Origin of the sequence: Bradyrhizobium sp. Mp27 (assembly GCF_029953005.1) — a bacterium.
GTDB lineage: Bacteria > Pseudomonadota > Alphaproteobacteria > Rhizobiales > Xanthobacteraceae > Bradyrhizobium > Bradyrhizobium barranii.
The window spans coordinates 1-16707 of record NZ_JASAUS010000153.1; the positions used below are offsets into that span (position 1 = coordinate 1).

Consider the following 16707-nt stretch of genomic DNA (forward strand, 5'->3'; position numbering starts at 1 on the left):
AGTCTCGGTCATGGCGTATCGCTCTCCTCGAGAGGTTCTGGCAGGCTCGTCACCCGCCTCGATACGCCGCCTTCCTCACACCGTCATCACCCAGATTCCGCCATAGCTCGGATCTTGGAAACAACCTCTACAAGCCCCGGAATCGCTTTGTGTCGGGAAGCTACTTCGCGCCAGCGGTAAGGCGCATGTAGATTCCCAAGGCAACGGCGGCATCCGTCCTCTGACATTCTGGTCGTCGCGGACCGCGTCGCGCAGATGTTGGTCAAGCAGTATCTGGAACCCAGTGCTGATTCCGATGAAGTCGCGCGGCGATTCTGAGACGACGTCACCCACCTTTCCGATTTGATCTCGCCCGGGGGCGAGGCGTTCTGGCTGCCCGCGTTCTCTGGATCTGTGCTGGATAGTGAAAAGATGGAGCGGTCGAGCCTGTGGCTGCGAGGCGCTGTCCAAAAGGGGCCTAGCACAGTGAAGAACCTCATGAATATGAGGCCCGCAAGAACAGAGCTCTGATCATCGATGAGCGCGTTTCAAAAAGCGCTTCGAAATCAGGGTTGGTGTTCACCTTGCTTCAGCAGGCGGCGATCGGGTTTGTACGCGCGGCAAAGCTTGCGCGCGCTTGTCGCGTACCTTCGGCATGCTCGCGCGGTCGACTAATGGCAACGATTTAGGCACGCCGCTGCGCCCTGATCCCCGGCACCCCGCTATCCGGCGAGTACGAGAGTGCCTCTCTCAACTCTCGCATTTGGTAGCCCTCACCACACCAGGTAGGTATCGATCTACTATTGGTGCTGTACTGTAGACGAGCAGATCGTACCGATCAAATGCGCTGATCAGGACGGACGAGGTGTTGCAATGGAAACCATAGCTGATCCGCTGGATTGCAAAGCACGCGTACTGAAGTTCATCGAAGAAACGCGCGAAGTTAGCGAGAGCGAACTGCAGATCAACAACATCACGCCTTATCATGTCACAAAGTTCTATCGCGAGCAGATTGCCAAAGGCAGGTACTACGATCAGCTGAAGCGCATTGTAGAGCCCTCACTGGACGAGTTCTAGAGCCCAGGCACCTTGGATACGAGCGGCGAACACGACAACACGGTCGTTCCGGGACTGCAGCACAAGTACCCGCAGACCGGCCTGTTGCTGGTGACGGAACGCTGCGGTTCATATTGCCGTTATTGTTTTCGCAAGCGTATCGTGGGCAAGGCTTCCGATGAAATCGCACCGGACTTCGATCAGGTCGCGCAGTATATTACTCGCCATCCTGAGATGACCAACGTGCTACTATCGGGAGGCGACCCGTTCGTGCTTAGTACGGCCAAGCTGAACAGGATCCTTGACCACCTGCTGCCTATCAATCATTTGAGTTCGATCAGATTTGGCACAAAAATGCTGGCCTATCAACCAAGGCGGTTTGAAGATTCCGCTCTGCCGACACTGTTCGAGCGGATTCACAAGGCAGGCAAAACTCCGATAATCGTCACCCATTTCGATCACGTGGGTGAAATCTCGTCCGATGCGGAGCACAAAGTTCGCTCGTTGCGAGCGCAAGGCGTGCAGTTCCTCAACCAGGCCGTACTTCTCGCGAAGGTCAACGATGACCCTAAAATCCTCGCAGAAACGTTCGCCAAATGCCACGATACCGGAGTGCGCCCTTACTACCTCTTTCAAGCGAGGCCGGTGAAGGGCGCATCCCATTTTCAGGTTGCGCTCCGACGGGGAATAGAGATTGCGCGCGGCGTCAACCAGCGCCTTAGTGGTATCGAGAAGACGTTCAAATACATCATGTCTCATTACACGGGAAAGATCGAAATACTGGATTTGGCAGACGATGGCCGCGTGTACATGCGATACCACCAAAATAAAGTTCCCGAGAAGATCGGACAGATCTTTTCCCGGCCTCACGTCGAGGCTGCCTGCTGGTTGGACGATCTGCCAGAACAATGAGATCTAACGGTGCTCAATGCTGATTACGACTCGAGCGAGTGCAGCGCGCCGGCGACGCCCATCCGAGCCGGCCAAGCCCGGCTGAAACTGCGTCGCGCAGTGCAGGGCACGCCACCTCACTACTGCAAGAGTCTCGACATGTGGCCTTGGTTGGCGTCTGGCCGAGCTGGAGAAATTTGCTCCCAATACCGGCCCTTCCCGAGACAACATGATATCGGCCTTTGATCGTTAGGGCACGGCTCAAATTGACCGGTGCCACGCTGGGGATGCGTTCCAGTGAGAGTACGGCGTCGGGACGAGCCCTGCTCAGTAGGCCGCATTCCTAGCTTTGCAAGTGCATTTCTTGTTCGGCTTGATGCCGATTTCAGGCCTGCATCATACAGTTCATTTTGGAGTTCGGTTCCGAGACGCCATCCGTCTGTTTCGCTCTTCTTGCGACCACATCCGCGCAGCTGTGAGTCACAACAGCGAACCATAGCCATCCGAATTTACGATTTGGGGTACTCTTTTGGGCAATCATCTGGTTTATCCATCTGATCTCCGGCAGAAGGCTACGAGCGCGCTTCCAGGCTCTTGATCATAAAAACGCGGAATGCTCCGGGCTGGTCGCAAGGCGTTCGGCCGGAGGCCTTCCATCCGTCCCGCGTGTAGAAATCCGGAAAATTGACGGCGTAAAGGAAGGCCGATCGACAGCCGCGCTGTCGGCCCTCTTCTTCAAATGCCTTCAAGATCGCGTTTCCCAAACCCCTTTCGCGCAATTGCCATGGCAGAAAGAACGAGTCCAGGAACAGCAGTCCTGCCGATGAAAGTCCTATCGCACCGCCGAGAGCGCGCTTGGTTTGGGAATCCTGTAATACCACGGCCATGGGCCGGCTGTTGCCCACGGCGGTGATGACACCACCGAAGTCCTCATTACGCCGCTCGGATCGCCTGTACCATGGAAGAGGCAATTACATCCGTTACGACGATGTCCGGCATGAGTTCTCCTTACGTACAGAGTGTTATAGCAGCGTAGCCTCTGACGAGGCTGCGATTCGAGAAAACGCAAGCCGATCGAACTGACGGGCGCGAACCTATGCAGGAGCTGCTTGGCAGTGCTCTCGTTCTACACTCTCTTGTTGATCCTCGGCCAGTCGCCTTGCCCGCATGCTTGCTGCGACAGCATCCCTTGAGCGGAGCGAATATCCGCGCTGCGTCGCGTTCCCGTGTCTTAAAGGCCTCTCGAGGTGGACGTCAGGTTCAGCGAAGTCGAATAGCGGTCCATGTTTCAGATTTGCTCAAGAGTGCTGGCCAGCAGAGTAACTATTGCGAATGCTTCTTCGTCACCCGACTGTCTTCTCATGAGGCTACGGCGCCTGAGCGAGACTATATGGCGGGTTGCGCTTCGAAAACTATCAAGGTCGATAGTTGATTTCATGGCTGTTGCCCCGCAAAGCACGTCGGGGCAGCGAGGGCTGCGCCGGGCCGCCTTGGCCTTGAGCACTACCCTGCTCTTGGTTTTCGGAAGGCCTAGAGCGGTTCACAGATTTATTGAATCGGAAGGGATTCCGGAACTGGGGCGAATATGATTCAAGATGCTGGCTGGGCTGGAGGCCAGCATCCGATGGTCCGACCCATTTCCAACGATCTGCGTAAGCGTGCGGTGGCGGCTGTAGCGAAGGGTGAGAGCTGCCGCGCGGTGGCAGTGCGGTTTGGGGTTGCGGTGTCGTCAGTGGTGAAGTGGTCGCAACGTTATCGAGCGACCGGCTCGGTGGCGCCCGGCAAGATGGGTGGCCATCGCAAGCCTATCCTCGAGCCGCATCGCGCCTTCATCAAGGAAATCAGCCAGACGCCGCATTTGACGCTTCACGCCCTCAAGGACGAACTCGCCGCGCGCGGGGTTAAGGTCTCCCACAATGCCGTTTGGCTGTTTCTACGCCGCGAAGGGCTGCGGTTCAAAAAAACGCTGCTCGCTCTCGAGCAAGCCCGCTCCGACATCGCGCGTAGACGCCAGCGTTGCCGTTCATGGCAGGCCAAGCTCGATCCTCGGCGCCTGGTCTTTATCGACGAGACCTGGATCAAGACCAACATGGCCCCACTGCGCGGATGGGGGCCAAAAAGGCGAGCGGGTGCGGAGTTTCGCGCCGCACGGTCATTGGCAGACGTTGACGTTCCTTGGCGCCTTGCGCTGCGACCGCCTCACTGCACCTTGCCTATTCGACGGTCCAATCAACGGAGAATGCTTCCGCGCCTATGTTCAGCAGGTTCTCGTCCCGCAGCTTCAGCCGGGCGATATCGATCAAAGCCGCCGGCGCCAGGCTCTGGTACCTGCCGCCATACTCCCCCGACCTCAATCCAATCGAACAGACCTTCGCCAAGATCAAGCACTGCATGCACTCCGCCCAGAAGCGCACCCTTGACGACATTTGTCGCCATATCGGCGGACTCGTCACAACCATCCAGCCCGACGAATGCAGCAACTACTTCGAAAACGCCGGATACTCTTCTATTAAACCGTGAAACGCTCTAGGCGCGGCCATAGCGGTTGGCGCGGATGTGCCGGTTGAGGAGCTCGCGCAACTCGGTGGCGAGGCGAGGAACGGCCGAGACGCAGGCTCGACAGATCTGGCCGATGGTGGCCCATACAGCGGCACATCGCTGCGCATCTGCAACTATCTTCATTTGAAAGCAGGGAAGGTGCCGAGGGCTCCGTGCAGACGCGCCCACTTTACTGTCCTCGGCCACCACCCCGGCTCGCGTGCCCCTTTTTAAACCCTGGCCTTCGCTACCGCGAGCAGAGACCGGGCATGGTGTGGTCCAAGGATGAGCCTCTCCCGCTTGCCCAGCCGTTTGGTAGAACGTAGGCTTCTCTCCCTACGGCCCGGATCGGCCCATAGATCCAGGGCCGTTTGAGATACCCGTAGTCTGATCTAATCTCTTGACGCTCGCGCGTGCCGGCCGCGAGATCCCGCTGCAATTCATCAATGCGTTCTCAAAGATCGATAAGCAGAGAGCCAGGTCATTCCCTGTCTTTACGTCCTCGCACAGGTTGCCGATCTTCCACTCTTTAGCTGTTGATCGGATGCTTGCGCTGCGCCTTCTTGGGGGGCGCCGTTACGCAGCTGTTGCCAGAAGCCCGATCGAAACCTTCTCCTTGGTCAAACCTGGACCAGGTGTCTAACCGCCATTCGTACGCGCCAGCTGTCGATCATTCAGTGCGACGCGAAGCGCCGAGGCGAACCCGGCGGATTCGCCCTGGAGCCTGGTCTCCAGCGCTGCCCGCTCCTTATCAGGAGCTGGTTCGGCTCACGACATCCCAGGGGGCGCCCCTAGGGACCGCGGTCTCGTGAGCTCGCGACGTTTTCCAGATGATGGTGTCGGCCTCGATGCTGCGCAAAGACTTAAAAAATCGCTGAATTCCTGCGCCGTTCGGCCGTTAGTTTCGCAATTTCTCGTCGTTGTTCCAATTAAAAGAGCTCGGTCGAGCAGCGAACTGCAGGTAGGGCTTCGATCCGCCGAAAATGCGCAATGTCTTGCAAGCAGCCATCTGCGAACATTTCCGGGTCTGGCTCGGCGGGATGGGCAAGGCCGGTACCAGGAAGGCGGTATTGGACGAATAGGTGGCATTTGTTGTAAGGGCCCCGCAGCCGCGATCGCCAAAAGGTTGGTCCAACTCAAGTGAAGGCGATTCTCCGCAAGGCTGCGGAGCTCGTTCTTCCGCGCGTCGTCACGCACAGAAAGAAGTATATTCAACAGTTTCAGTATGACGCCGACATGGCCGATGTGATCGACGATTTGTATTCGCGGCTGTTCGCCCCGGGCAGGCGAGCCCGAGTTAGGATCGTCAACCTGGCAGATGTGGAGCGCCTGCTGAGACGCGGAAAGCGGCCCTACCAACCTGTCGAAGTTCGTTGGCTTTGGAATGCGATAACCGCGGAAATCTGGGCGCAGCAATTTGTCGACCGCCGTGAGGACTTTCTCGGTGATGCGAGGAAGGATATCGGACCAATCTCACTATAGCCAGAGGAAGGCGATAACAGCTCGGCCGGCGGTGCGGCGCTTTCCAGGCGCACACGACCGATCGCGGGAACCAAAACAGCCCGCCCGGGGACAATGGCTTGTGATTTGCAGTGCGCGGGCTCCATGACGTCGAACACTCCATTCGCAATCTTGCCAATGGCCGGTAATGCATCGTGAGCCGGTGAATTCTCGCGACCTATGTTCAGACATTGGACGTGTAAACCGGCTGAGTGCGCTATCCGTGGGCTGGAGCGCGTCGTCCCGTCCGGCTTATGTCGCCATCACGTTGTTCCGAATCAACCGAAGGATCAGCAACCAGACAATTGCCTCCTCGTAGTGTCCTTACTTTCCGCCGCACCAGATTGGTCGTGGGGCCAGCTGCGCCGGCACGGGACGGCCCGCTTAGCTGGGACTAGACAAGCTGATCGCTACCAGGGCCACCGAAAGCGCGATCGCTCCGATCGTTGCAATTGGAATTGCGCGGCCCTGTATCGCTGGAACCCGCACAAAGGTGGAGACGTAGAGAGTAGCAAGTGCTGTGAAAGCGAGAGCCAGAACTGTCGGGAACAATTCCGCCCAGATGAGTGGCCGAATCAGCAACATCACAGCCAATAAGGGCGTACCATACGAAACTGGAATTCCGATGAACTTCGCGTCAGCCGTTAGGCCGACATTTTCGAAATAGCTCAGCCTGATCGCACCCGACACGACGAGCACGAGGCTGGCACCAAACGAGATTCCCGAGCCGTCACCCACAAGGATGATAATGACGGCGGGAAACCAGACCCCATGTACAAAATCGGCAAAGCCATCGAAGCTTTGTCCGAACTCAGCCATTCCCGGCAGACGCATATGACGGGTCTTGCGAGCAATGTGCCCGTCCCAATGATCCAAAAACCATGTCCAAAGCATCGCGGCAGCGCCGAGCTCCGGTCTACCATTCAGGGCTAGGAAGACGCCGACGACTGCGAAGACATAGGAGCAAGCCGTGATTGCATTTGCACGATCAACCAGGTATTCAATCATCTCTTTGCTCCTGCTGTTTTCTATGTCCACTTGACGAGGTGCCTTGCTGCGGCAACGCTAGTCCGCCCCTGTCCTCTGGAGCGTAGATTTCTCCTTTCGATTGCAAGCAGGTCATTTCCTCATCAATCGCAATCAACAAATCTCGTTCTGGTTGCCCAGGCCCATCGCTTTCTCGAGCTTGGGCTGGCCTCGTACCTATTGCCCTTTGATCGGATCGAAGGAGAGGGAGTCCGCCAGGATAGCAAGGAGCACCAGCGGCGGAGCGCCAAAGTGGTGACCAGGCAATACTTGCCGTTGGTTGATCGACATGGACATCAGATCTGCAGGTCGATTGGCTTCGGCTCCGGTGTCCAAGCGGGCAATTTCTCACTTATTGTCTAAACTCGGTCGCTGCCGCAATACCGGCCGGCTCGCGAAGATGGTTTCGGCGATCTGCAGATCGACGGGTGTGTCGATCTCGTACCACTTAAGACCATCGCATCGGGCTGCCGCAAGCTGCAGTCCGCGCTGTTCAATCAGATAGGCGAGCAGTTCTTCAGTGTAGGCCCGCGTCGCGCCGGAGCCGATGATCTCGTTGAGCGCTGGAACAATCATGGTTCTGAGAGTCGAAGCCGCGAACCGCATCACATTGAGTGTTTTAAAGAGGGGCGGACGGTCGGCGGGGCGGCTTGCCGAGGTTTGCTTCATCCGGAACGCGGAAATCAGTCCGCTATCCGACAGAAAAACGGCGGATCCTTGCATGATTTCGGTAAAGGGAGCTACGGCGGCGGCATCAGGAGCCTCGCCCATCAAGCAGCGTAGAACATCCTCCTCGAAAAAGACGTCCCCTTCGAGCAAATAGCAGTCGCCCGACAGAAGTGAGTCTCGCGCGAGCCACAGCGAATAGGCGCTTCCGGTACGCTCGAATGCGGGCGTCTCGAGATAATTGATCTCCAGCGTGCCAAAGCGCTGACCGCACGCGTATTGAATGGCGTCCTTTCGATAGCCGACCACGATAGTGACGTCTTTCACCCCGGCTATGTCCAGATTACGCAGAGCATTGAAGAGGATAGGCGTGCCGTTGACTTCGACCAAAGGCTTTGGACGCAGATCTGTCAGCGGTCTCAGGCGCGAGCCGACACCAGCTGCGAGAATGACGGCCTTTCTTGGGGTATTACTCATTGTTTGTTCGCCCCAACTAACAGGCGTATCGGTTTCGCTGCAAAGCGTCAGGTGATGTGCGTATCACCTCTGTGAGATTCCAACTTAAGGTCCAGCCCCTGTTGGCCAAAGCAGAGTGAATGGGGCCAAACAAAATCATTGCTATCGCTTATTGGGCTGAAGGTACCGCTTCTCAGCCCTGGCGAGCTCATCGTATTGGAGCATGTCAAACACCTCTTCGAGGTCTGCGATATTCGGCTCGATCGTTGTCGCGTTCTCCTCAGCGAAGAGGCGGTCGCAGAGTTGCCGCATCGCGCTGACCGCGGCTCGCATGGAATGGTTGAACGATGACGACGGGCAGGCTGTTCTGCCAGGCGCGTGCGAATGAAAGAATTTCGTCTGCGGAGCTGCTTCGCGAATGAATGAGGATCGCATCCGCTCCGGCTTCCCTGTACGCGTGAGCGCGTGAAAGTGCTTCGTGCATACCATGGCCGGCGATGAGCGCTTCGATTCGAGCCACAAGGACGAGATCCGTCGCTAGCGTGTCCTTTACTGCCTGCAAGCGGCCACAGAACTCATTGACCTCCGCGAGGGGATGACGATTGCCGACAAAGGAGTTCATCTTCGGAAAGCAGCTGTCTTCCAGTGCAACACCCGCAGCGGCACGCTCACGGAGCTTACGAGCCAGTAGGCGGGCATTGTCGAAGTTCCCGAAGCCGCCGTCGCCGTCAACCAGGACAGGAAGTTGGCTTGAATCCACGATCCGCTCAACGGCGTCGACAAGCTGGCTCCACGATGCTTCGTTCGCGTCGCGGTAACCTAGAGAACACGCAATGGACAGACCGGACGCCCAGAGCCCCTTGAATCCTGAGCGCTGGGCGATTGTCGCGGACAGGCCGTCATGCGCCTCCATCAGAAACGAGAGCTCGCCATTCGAGCAGACCTGGGCACGAAGCATTTCGACAGGCGGCGGCGGAGTGCATTGATGACCTGCGTTGGGCCGAGCGGATTGTGGTTGATACTTCATACAGAAGTCCTGAGGCCGGCCTTCGATTGGCGCAAGCTGCACTGCTCATACTTTTTGTTGTGATGCCGATCAATGACCAGCGTTGGTAGTTGATTCGCACGTAAAAGCTTGCATGATCGCCATAGGATGGGCGCCTAACCCGGGGCTGTTGTGATAGGTGGATCCGAGCCGACACGTTGGAAAGGAAAGCTTTGGTGCAAATGAAGGATCTCGGCTCGCAAGCCGGGTGCTAGGGCCCTTCACAGAGCATTCACCCCTTGCGGGAGGGCGCCTGGCCAAAAGGTGATATCCAGCTCACACAGATGTTGAGCAAATATGGACTGCTACGGTTGTCGTAGTTGCTGCTGTTGCGTTTTCGACATATGTCGCAATCCGTCGATAGGGCTGCAGTTGGGTGGCAGTCTCCGGAGAAGTGAACCGGCAATCTCCCAAGATCTTGTCCTGCCGCGAGAGTTTGAGGTGCCACGGACTGGTATGGCATTTGCTGATCTCGTTCCACGTCCTCTCTGCTCCAGGAGAAACTCATGGCGGATGTGCAAGGGGTTGGTCTGTCGTCACGGGAAAGACAGTGCTTGCGATGGGTCGAGGAAGGGAAGTCATCCTGGGCCATCGGAGTCATCTTGAAAGTAAGCGAGAACACCGTCAACTTTCATGTCAAAAATGCAATGCGAAAGCTGGAAACGACCAGCCGTACCCAGTGCGTCGTCAAGGCGCGGCGGTTGCGTCTTATTGAGTAACGGCCGCCATTCCGCTGCCGCTGATGCAGATCTAGCGAAATGTAAGGGGCGACTGTGGGTTGCTCCAGCGCAATGCGAAGCGAATTACGCGACCGCAGCTGTATAGCCATACAGGCGCTGTTACTATGAATAGGGGCGTGCTTTTATTCGGTCGCCGATCGTCACTGCGGGCGCCGCGGACCACTAGGCGAGGTGAGATAATCGACGCATAACGCTCTTGAAAACGTGACTGCCGGTCGGAGCGCAGTGTCAACGTTGTGATCAATTGCGAGAATTGGTCGGTGACATCAATGGAACGTATCGCTGCGGGTCGCGCTGGCGTAGGCGACAATCAGAATTCTGAGCGTGAGATGACTCGCCGGGCCTTGTCTTGGCTGCCAGGAATCTTCGGAAGGGACACTATCCACGCGCCGGGCACCCAATTGACGAAGTCGGCTGGCGGGCTGCGCCGTGGAAAATGTCATGATCAATATACAAGATACGACAGGCCTCGGCTGGTCGGCAACCGAACTCGTTGGGCCAAGGCAGCAGGATCTTGCGTTGATGCTCAACCTTGAATTGCGTTTCATCGTCCGGCCGCCCGCTAATGGCCGGACGCATCGCGCGGCTGAACGACGACGCGTCAGCGTTGCGACAACCGCCAGCTGACCAGTCAGGTATCGCCGACGACCGGTCACCCACCGCCCGCTACACGGCGCAAGGGGAGCGATTGATTGGTGACGGGGTGACCTTCTCGGGGCGAATTGTCTCAAGTTCGCGGTCACAAGCACCCGAAGGACGCAGAACGCCAGTGGCGAGTTGCTAGCTCGTCTGTTCTTCACCGAGAGCGCGGACTGATAAGGAGGGAGCATAGGCAGCTGAGACGAACTTGTAGCAACGGTACGCTTTATTTTCGAGTAATTTGTGTTCATCGATCTGCAAGACGCCTCGCATCTTGCGAATCAGGGCTTGCTCCTCGAAGCGGATCAATGTTTCGGTCACCCCCGCGCGGCGCAGTCCCAGCACCGAGGACAGGTAATCGTGGGTGACTGGCAGCACGCGGGAGTCATCACCAGCAAGGCAAATCCAGCTCGCGAGGCGCTGTTCACGATGGTGCCGTACCCCGCACAATCCTGTCTGGACGCACTGAAATGTCAGCGCTTGCACGTACTCGAACAGATGGTCTCTAATCTCGGGATGCACTTTCATGATCCGACGAAGATCCTTGAGGCTTGTGGCTCTTTAGCCGGCACGCAGCTTGCAGTGGATGGTCCGCGACATAGCGCAAGCGGCGCTGTGTCATGCGCTTCCGTGCTTTCCGCCGCGTCTGCTTGACGCGCCAGGGCCCGCGAGCGTGGCCGCTGGACCTCAGCCGGAGCAAGTCCATGAAAACATCACTCTTGTCCGCTACGCTGCTTTCGAATCCCGCTTCACTTCCACGGGGCTTTCACAGGAGCGAACGGAACGGTGACTGATGACCCATTCCTTTGGCTCGAGGAGATCGAAGGGCCAGACGCAGTGGCTTGGGCCCGCGCCGAGAACGAGAAGACGCTCGGGGTGCTCCAGTCAGATCTTCGCTATCGGCACTTCTACGAACAGGCGCTCTCCATCCTGCAGGCCAAGGATAGGATCGCATACGTTTCGTTGGAACGGCGAGCTTTGGAGAATTTCTGGCGAGACGAGAACCACCTGCGCGGCATCTGGCGGCGCACCACGCTTGAGAGCTATCGTAGCCAAGACCCACAGTGGGAAACCATTCTCGACGTGGACGCCTTGGCGGTCGCCGAGAACAGGAATTGGATCTTTCAAGGTAGCAGCTGCCTTCCGCCTGAAGAGCGCCTCTGCCTGATTAGTTTTTCCGATGGCGGCAAGGATGCCGCGTCCATACGAGAATTCGACTGCGACGCCAAGACCTTCGTTGCGGATGGCTTTTATCTCCCAGAGGGCAAGCAGCACGTCAGCTGGGTCGATCGTGACACACTCTTGTTGCACGTGACTGGGGCGAGGGGACTTTGACGCAAGCCGGCTACCCCTTTGTGGTGAAGGAGCTCAAACGCGCTCAGGCGCTCAGTGAGGCTCGCGAGATCTTTCGTGGCGAGCCCACCGACGTTTCGATGTCCCCCTTCGTGCTTCGTGACAGCGAGGGCAACATTCATGAGACCGGCGCGATCCGCGCAATCAGCTCTTTCGAGTCCGAGTATGTGGTCTTCCGCCCCAATAGGCCCGTCAAGCTCAATCTGCCGAAGAAGGCCGCGATGATCGGTCTAGTGGGTGGTCACCTGCTTGTAAGGCTTGATGAAGATTGGAGGCCGCCAGGCGATATCAGCTTCGCCGCCGGATCGCTGATTTCGTATGATCTGGCCGAATGGAAACAGGATCCGATGCGTGCCAAAGCCTCGCTCGTCTTCCAACCTGGGCCCCGCCAGGCCCTGAGCGGGTTAGGCGCCACAAAGAATTTGTTGATCCTGACGATCCTTGAGAACGTTCAGAGCAGAGCGTTCGCTTATAAGTACGATCACGGAGCTTGGTCCGCGGCGCCCATCCCGCTGCCGGAACATGCAAATGTCAGCCTGTTAGCCACCTCCGATGAAACGGACCGAGCCATGTTCGCGGTCTCGAGCTATCTCAGACCAACCTCAGTCTGGTATTTTGATGTCGAAAGCAAAAGCCTTGAGGAGTTGAAGACGACACCGGCTGCCTTCGATGCGTCCAATCATATCGTGGAGCAGCTCGAAGCCACTTCGCGTGATGGCACGTCAATTCCCTATTTTCTGGTGCGGCCGAAGAACGCAAGATTTGACGGGACGATCCCGACACTTCTTTATGGCTATGGCGGTTTCCAGGCTTCGCTTCTGCCCTCTTATCTGGGACCGGTGGGACGGCTCTGGCTCGAACAGGGCAATGCCTATGTCGTGGCGAACCTGCGTGGGGGCGGCGAGTTTGGCCCACAATGGCATCAAGCGGCCCAGACGGCAACGAAGCAGACGACATGGGATGATTTCATTGCCGTTGCCGAGGACCTGATCCGCCGGAAGATCACAAGTCCGAGCCGGCTCGGAATCATTGGCGGCAGCCAGGGCGGCCTGCTCGTTGGCGCCGCAATCACCCAACGTCCCGAACTCTTCAACGCGGCCATCATCAAGGTGCCGCTGTTTGACATGCTTCGATACACCAAACTGGGCGCAGGCGCCTCCTGGATCGGCGAGTACGGTGACCCTGCCATTGCCGAGCAGCGTGCGTGGATCGAAGGCTACTCGCCCTACCAGAAGCTGATGGCGGGCAAGACTTATCCCGCTCCCCTAATTCTTACCTCCACCAAAGACGACCGCGTGCATCCAGCGCACGGCCGCAAAGCTGCCGCGAAGCTCGCCGCGCTGGGCCAGCCTTACTTCTATTACGAGAACATCGACGGGGGGCACAGCGCCGCCGCCAACCTCAGGGAATATGCGCGTCAACTGGCCCTTGAATACACCTATGCATCGAGGCGGCTTTGTTCTGAGTAAAATTCGGTCAGCGGGCTGAGACCATTGGTTATCTCAACGTATTCACGGTGCTCAGCTGAATTCATCGAACCCAAGGCGAGAGAGCTGATGAGCCGCCGGCAGACGCGATGAAGGTCGTCAGATGCGCAAGTTACCGGTTTGAACAGCCTCCACCGCTGGCGAGCGGGTTTCCTGGCGTTCAACCACAACATGACGAGCGGGCGGTAAGTTGCCAGATGCGCTTCCTTGAGGATTGTCTCGCAGACCCCTGTTCGTCCGACATGGCCGGCGTGCGGCTAATATCTAAACGCGAACAGCTAAAGCGCAGCTCTGGGACTGTCTTCGTGCTTGAGAAAGCATGTCACGTAGCTCAATGCAGGCATGGCGCGGATTGATTATCCTGATCCCAGGCTGCGCGAAGGAGTTCACGGCCGCCCTGTCGTTCAACGACGATCAATCCCATTCGCTTTAGCTCGGCTCCGGATGAGCGCGGCGTGTTCGAGGCTCTGCAACTCTTCTGTAAGCCGCTAGCGCGCGACGAGTGAAGCGAAGGTCAAAACGTCATCCGGATCCTGAAGCCTTGAATCGAAGTGTGGTCGACGTCACGGCGCTTTCTGTCGTTTGCACAATGCGGCCGCAGATAGACCATGCGATAAAAAAACGAGCATGTGACCAGCGCAGCGACGCTGGCGTCTTGCCGACCATCTTGATGGCCGGCAGACTCTTCGCTAGATCACAACGGTTCACTATGGAGATGCCGCCGTGGCAATGGGTATTGTGAAGTGGTTCAACTCGACCAAAGGTTATGGGTTCATCAGGCCTGAGGACGGAGGTCCCGATGTCTTCGTGCACATCGGTGCCGTCGAAAGGGCCGGTTACACCACTCTCGAAGAGGGGGCTCGGGTAAGTTATCAGCTCAAGGCCGGGCGTTCGGGCAAGATGTCAGCTGAGGATCTTCGGGTTGGCTGATCCGACTCGCCTCCGGAAACCGCTCTCTGCAAAGCGTGTTCTCGCACCTGTCCGGCGATGCCTTGTCGGGGCGCGCCGTGCGTTTGGCTTTTCGACGGTCTCTTCCAGTCATGAGCTGTCTCGCAAACCGCATGACAGCGTTGATCTCCCGAGGCCGTCCACCGATCACTGCCGTCAGAGTTACAAGAGTTGCGAGCGGATCGCAGTGTGGGCGTGGCAAGATATTCCTGCGCCCCGAACCGTACGCTCGTGACCAACGCGCCGGGGAAGTGCACGCCGCCGGGCCGGTGCTCCCCTGTCCAGCTCATGAAGGTGCTCGCACAACCGGGTTCGTCCGTTATGGACCATACTGGCCGGCTGCGCTGAGGCAACAGCACGCCCGCAGCAGCTTCTCCGGCGGGATCGACGGCCGCCCAGTCGGCGAATAGAGCGCGGCAAACTCGCGCTCCAGCGTCGACAGCGCCTCGTTCACGATCGTCCGGATCGCTTGCAGCGGATGGTCACGCCGCACCCGAGCCTCGAGATCGACGTAGCTGAACAGCTCGCCCGTTCGATTGTCGCCGCCGCGCACGCATCATTTCCGAATCTCGTCGGAGCCAATGAATCACGGTCGCTGGTCGGCGGCGAGCACGTTTTTCAACTGCCTGCTAGAGGCGTACCTCGCACAAAGACTTTCGAGGATGAACGTTACGCGCGTGAATTGTATTGGGATTGGTCAAACCATCCACTTCGATAGACAGATTGGAGTAAGCGCCAAAGTCACCGCTGCGCGGCCAGTTGCTCCACCAGCTTGTCGCGTGGCCCTGCCGAGCCCGCCCTTGGACGCCTCCGGCTCGGCCTCTCGTGGCTGGAAATGGGGCTCCTCATCCTCGGATGAACCCGCGCGCCACCGTACGCCACCCTCGTAGCCGAGCGACACGGACGCGCCGCCCGCCGCCATATGTGCCGGGTCGAGACCCGTTGTCCCTTCAAGGCGTCCATCTCCGCCTCCAATTGGTTCAAGCGAGCCAGCATCGCCTTGAAGGCGCCAGGGCGGCCCCTTAGTTGTTTCGTACGAGGCGGAACGCGTGCGGCTTCGATCCAAATGCATAGCACGCTGCGGAAATGCCGTTTGAGGCTTCGTTCTTAATTGTGGGACTGCAATAACTCGATCGTTGAGCGATATCATCTCGGACATGCTGCAGTCGCGGTTTCTGCAGGTGCTGCGTCACGCATGAAGGCAACAGCCAGCCCGATGCCGATGAGACCAATCAGGATCGATGCCGCAGCCAGAGACGGGACGCCGCTAGTCTCGACAAGGATGCCGCCGAGAAAAGCGCTAATGGCGATCCCCGCGAAGGTGGTCGAGCTGTTCATCGCCAGTACCAGCTTCGACCTATCTCCGGCCAGACCGAGAAGACGGTGCTGGATCGGGACGAGATACATGTAGCTCACGTTACCCCAAAAGAAGGCGATGAGCACGGTGAGGGCACCATGCTGTCTGAACGCAACCAAACCTACGAGCAGGATGAGTTGCGCGCCTACAACCGCAATGAGAACTTTATACGGGCCAAAACGGTCAGTCAGAACGCCGCACGCAACGTTTCCCGTCACGGCTCCGAAGCCGTAGGCAAAGAGTGCGGCTGAGAGCAGCGGCACCCCGGCAAGCAGAGAACCGATGATGAATACGCTCACATAGGAGTAAACGATGAACTCGGAAACGACGACGAATAACGTCACGGAAAGGATACCGTAGGTGGCCTTGGAGAGGCCTTTTGAGATCGGGCTGTTTCCGCGCTCCGGCGCCTTGGTAGCTATTCCGGACATCATCGGAGCGAAGATTATCAATGCGAGAAGCCCGGCAATGACGACGAAACCGAATGAGAAGCGCCAGCCGATAGCATCCGCGATCCAGCTTGTGGCAGGAACGCCGGCAACCTGTGAAACAGTCATGCCGCCAAAGATGAGAGACAACGCGAACCCTTTGCGGGCTGGCGGCAGGAGTTCCACGGCCAGCGCGGTAGCCGACGGGGTGAACATCGCCGCGCCGTAGGCCGAAATGACGCGGCCTGCAGCAAGGGTGAGGAAGTTCGGAGCGATCGCGCAGATCAGGTTACCGATGATGAAGATCGAAACGGACAGAATCTGAACATTATGGCCGCTCATGGCCTTGAACATCCAGGCATTCAGCGGCGCGAAGACTGTCATTCGGCCCTTTAATTCCGGATTGTTGTCAATCACCTTTTAAACTTTCCGACGGCACGACGGTAGCGCTCGCGCTGTCGGAGCTGGTCAGGGTTGCGGAGACGGCGCCCCCGCGGGTCACTTCAAATTCCTCCGGGTGTGGTCAGTCAAATTCCTCCACCCGCGAGGCAGGACAAGGGACTGTTAGTTTGAGTTTGTTTCCCGGGCAAGAGCTTCA

Annotated in this window: 11 protein-coding genes and 4 pseudogenes; 8 read left to right on the forward strand and 7 right to left on the reverse strand. The window is 58.0% G+C overall.

Annotated features, from left to right (window positions below):
- Positions 1-852: 852 nt before the first annotated feature.
- Both QJT78_RS41695 and QJT78_RS41700 read left to right on the forward strand, forming a co-directional pair.
- Complete coding sequence (locus QJT78_RS41695) at positions 853-1056, forward strand: hypothetical protein (protein WP_244433291.1); 204 nt, start codon at positions 853-855, stop codon at positions 1054-1056.
- A gap of 12 nt (positions 1057-1068) precedes the next feature.
- Positions 1069-1947: a lysine 2,3-aminomutase gene (locus QJT78_RS41700; RefSeq protein WP_244433292.1), complete on the forward strand. Its 879-nt coding sequence runs from the start codon at positions 1069-1071 to the stop codon at positions 1945-1947.
- A gap of 551 nt (positions 1948-2498) precedes the next feature.
- Here the strand turns inward: QJT78_RS41700 and QJT78_RS41705 are convergent.
- Positions 2499-2813, reverse strand: coding sequence for a GNAT family N-acetyltransferase (locus QJT78_RS41705; RefSeq protein WP_281460565.1), 315 nt, complete (start codon positions 2811-2813; stop codon positions 2499-2501).
- A gap of 737 nt (positions 2814-3550) precedes the next feature.
- Here QJT78_RS41705 and QJT78_RS41710 point away from each other — a divergent pair.
- Positions 3551-4446, forward strand: a pseudogene (locus QJT78_RS41710) (IS630 family transposase).
- Positions 4447-5589: 1143 nt separating this feature from the next.
- Positions 5590-5946, forward strand: a pseudogene (locus QJT78_RS41715) (asparagine synthase-related protein); the annotation flags it as partial.
- A 402-nt stretch (positions 5947-6348) separates the two neighbouring features.
- Here the strand turns inward: QJT78_RS41715 and QJT78_RS41720 are convergent.
- The 3 genes and pseudogenes from QJT78_RS41720 to QJT78_RS41730 all read right to left on the reverse strand — a co-directional run bounded on the left by QJT78_RS41720 (position 6349) and on the right by QJT78_RS41730 (position 9070).
- The gene (locus QJT78_RS41720) at positions 6349-6972 is read right to left on the reverse strand and encodes a CDP-alcohol phosphatidyltransferase family protein (RefSeq protein ID WP_028154439.1); all 624 of its coding nucleotides are present in this window, start codon (positions 6970-6972) and stop codon (positions 6349-6351) included.
- A gap of 366 nt (positions 6973-7338) precedes the next feature.
- On the reverse strand, positions 7339-8133 hold the full coding sequence (locus tag QJT78_RS41725; RefSeq protein WP_028154438.1) for a phosphocholine cytidylyltransferase family protein: 795 nt from the start codon (positions 8131-8133) through the stop codon (positions 7339-7341).
- A 141-nt stretch (positions 8134-8274) separates the two neighbouring features.
- Positions 8275-9070, reverse strand: a pseudogene (locus QJT78_RS41730) (isocitrate lyase/phosphoenolpyruvate mutase family protein).
- A gap of 593 nt (positions 9071-9663) precedes the next feature.
- Between QJT78_RS41730 and QJT78_RS41735 the strand changes: the two are divergent.
- On the forward strand, positions 9664-9876 hold the full coding sequence (locus QJT78_RS41735; RefSeq protein WP_028153753.1) for a helix-turn-helix transcriptional regulator: 213 nt from the start codon (positions 9664-9666) through the stop codon (positions 9874-9876).
- Between the two features lie 801 nt (positions 9877-10677).
- On the opposite strand, the gene QJT78_RS41740 is transcribed toward QJT78_RS41735, so the two are convergent.
- On the reverse strand, positions 10678-11064 hold the full coding sequence (locus tag QJT78_RS41740) for a helix-turn-helix domain-containing protein (protein ID WP_240537804.1): 387 nt from the start codon (positions 11062-11064) through the stop codon (positions 10678-10680).
- Between the two features lie 258 nt (positions 11065-11322).
- On the opposite strand from QJT78_RS41740, the gene QJT78_RS41745 reads away from it, so the two are divergent.
- From QJT78_RS41745 to QJT78_RS41755, 3 genes are all read left to right on the forward strand, one after another.
- Entirely contained in the window at positions 11323-11871 is a 549-nt protein-coding gene (locus QJT78_RS41745) for a hypothetical protein (RefSeq protein ID WP_281460566.1), read from the forward strand.
- Positions 11868-13358: a prolyl oligopeptidase family serine peptidase gene (locus tag QJT78_RS41750; RefSeq protein WP_281460567.1), complete on the forward strand. Its 1491-nt coding sequence runs from the start codon at positions 11868-11870 to the stop codon at positions 13356-13358. Before QJT78_RS41745 ends, QJT78_RS41750 begins: the two co-directional genes overlap by 4 nt.
- Before the next feature lie 741 nt (positions 13359-14099).
- Entirely contained in the window at positions 14100-14306 is a 207-nt protein-coding gene (locus QJT78_RS41755) for a cold-shock protein (protein ID WP_018645234.1), read from the forward strand.
- Positions 14307-14682: 376 nt separating this feature from the next.
- On the opposite strand, the pseudogene QJT78_RS41760 reads toward QJT78_RS41755, so the two are convergent.
- Together QJT78_RS41760 and QJT78_RS41765 are read right to left on the reverse strand one after the other, a co-directional pair.
- Positions 14683-14877, reverse strand: a pseudogene (locus QJT78_RS41760) (IS5/IS1182 family transposase); the annotation flags it as partial.
- 593 nt (positions 14878-15470) lie between these two features.
- A complete protein-coding gene (locus QJT78_RS41765; protein ID WP_244433293.1) occupies positions 15471-16526 on the reverse strand; it encodes an MFS transporter in 1056 nt (351 codons plus the stop codon).
- Between the last annotated feature and the right edge of the window lie 181 nt (positions 16527-16707).

What these genes read in the sequence shown, in the direction of transcription:
- QJT78_RS41735 (WP_028153753.1), top strand. Translation starts at nt 9,664, where the DNA reads ATGGCGGATGTGCAAGGGGTTGGTCTGTCGTCACGGGAAAGACAGTGC.
- QJT78_RS41720 (WP_028154439.1), bottom strand. Translation starts at nt 6,972, where the DNA reads ATGATTGAATACCTGGTTGATCGTGCAAATGCAATCACGGCTTGCTCC.
- QJT78_RS41695 (WP_244433291.1), top strand. Translation starts at nt 853, where the DNA reads ATGGAAACCATAGCTGATCCGCTGGATTGCAAAGCACGCGTACTGAAG.
- QJT78_RS41740 (WP_240537804.1), bottom strand. Translation starts at nt 11,064, where the DNA reads ATGAAAGTGCATCCCGAGATTAGAGACCATCTGTTCGAGTACGTGCAA.
- QJT78_RS41705 (WP_281460565.1), bottom strand. Translation starts at nt 2,813, where the DNA reads ATGGCCGTGGTATTACAGGATTCCCAAACCAAGCGCGCTCTCGGCGGT.
- QJT78_RS41725 (WP_028154438.1), bottom strand. Translation starts at nt 8,133, where the DNA reads ATGAGTAATACCCCAAGAAAGGCCGTCATTCTCGCAGCTGGTGTCGGC.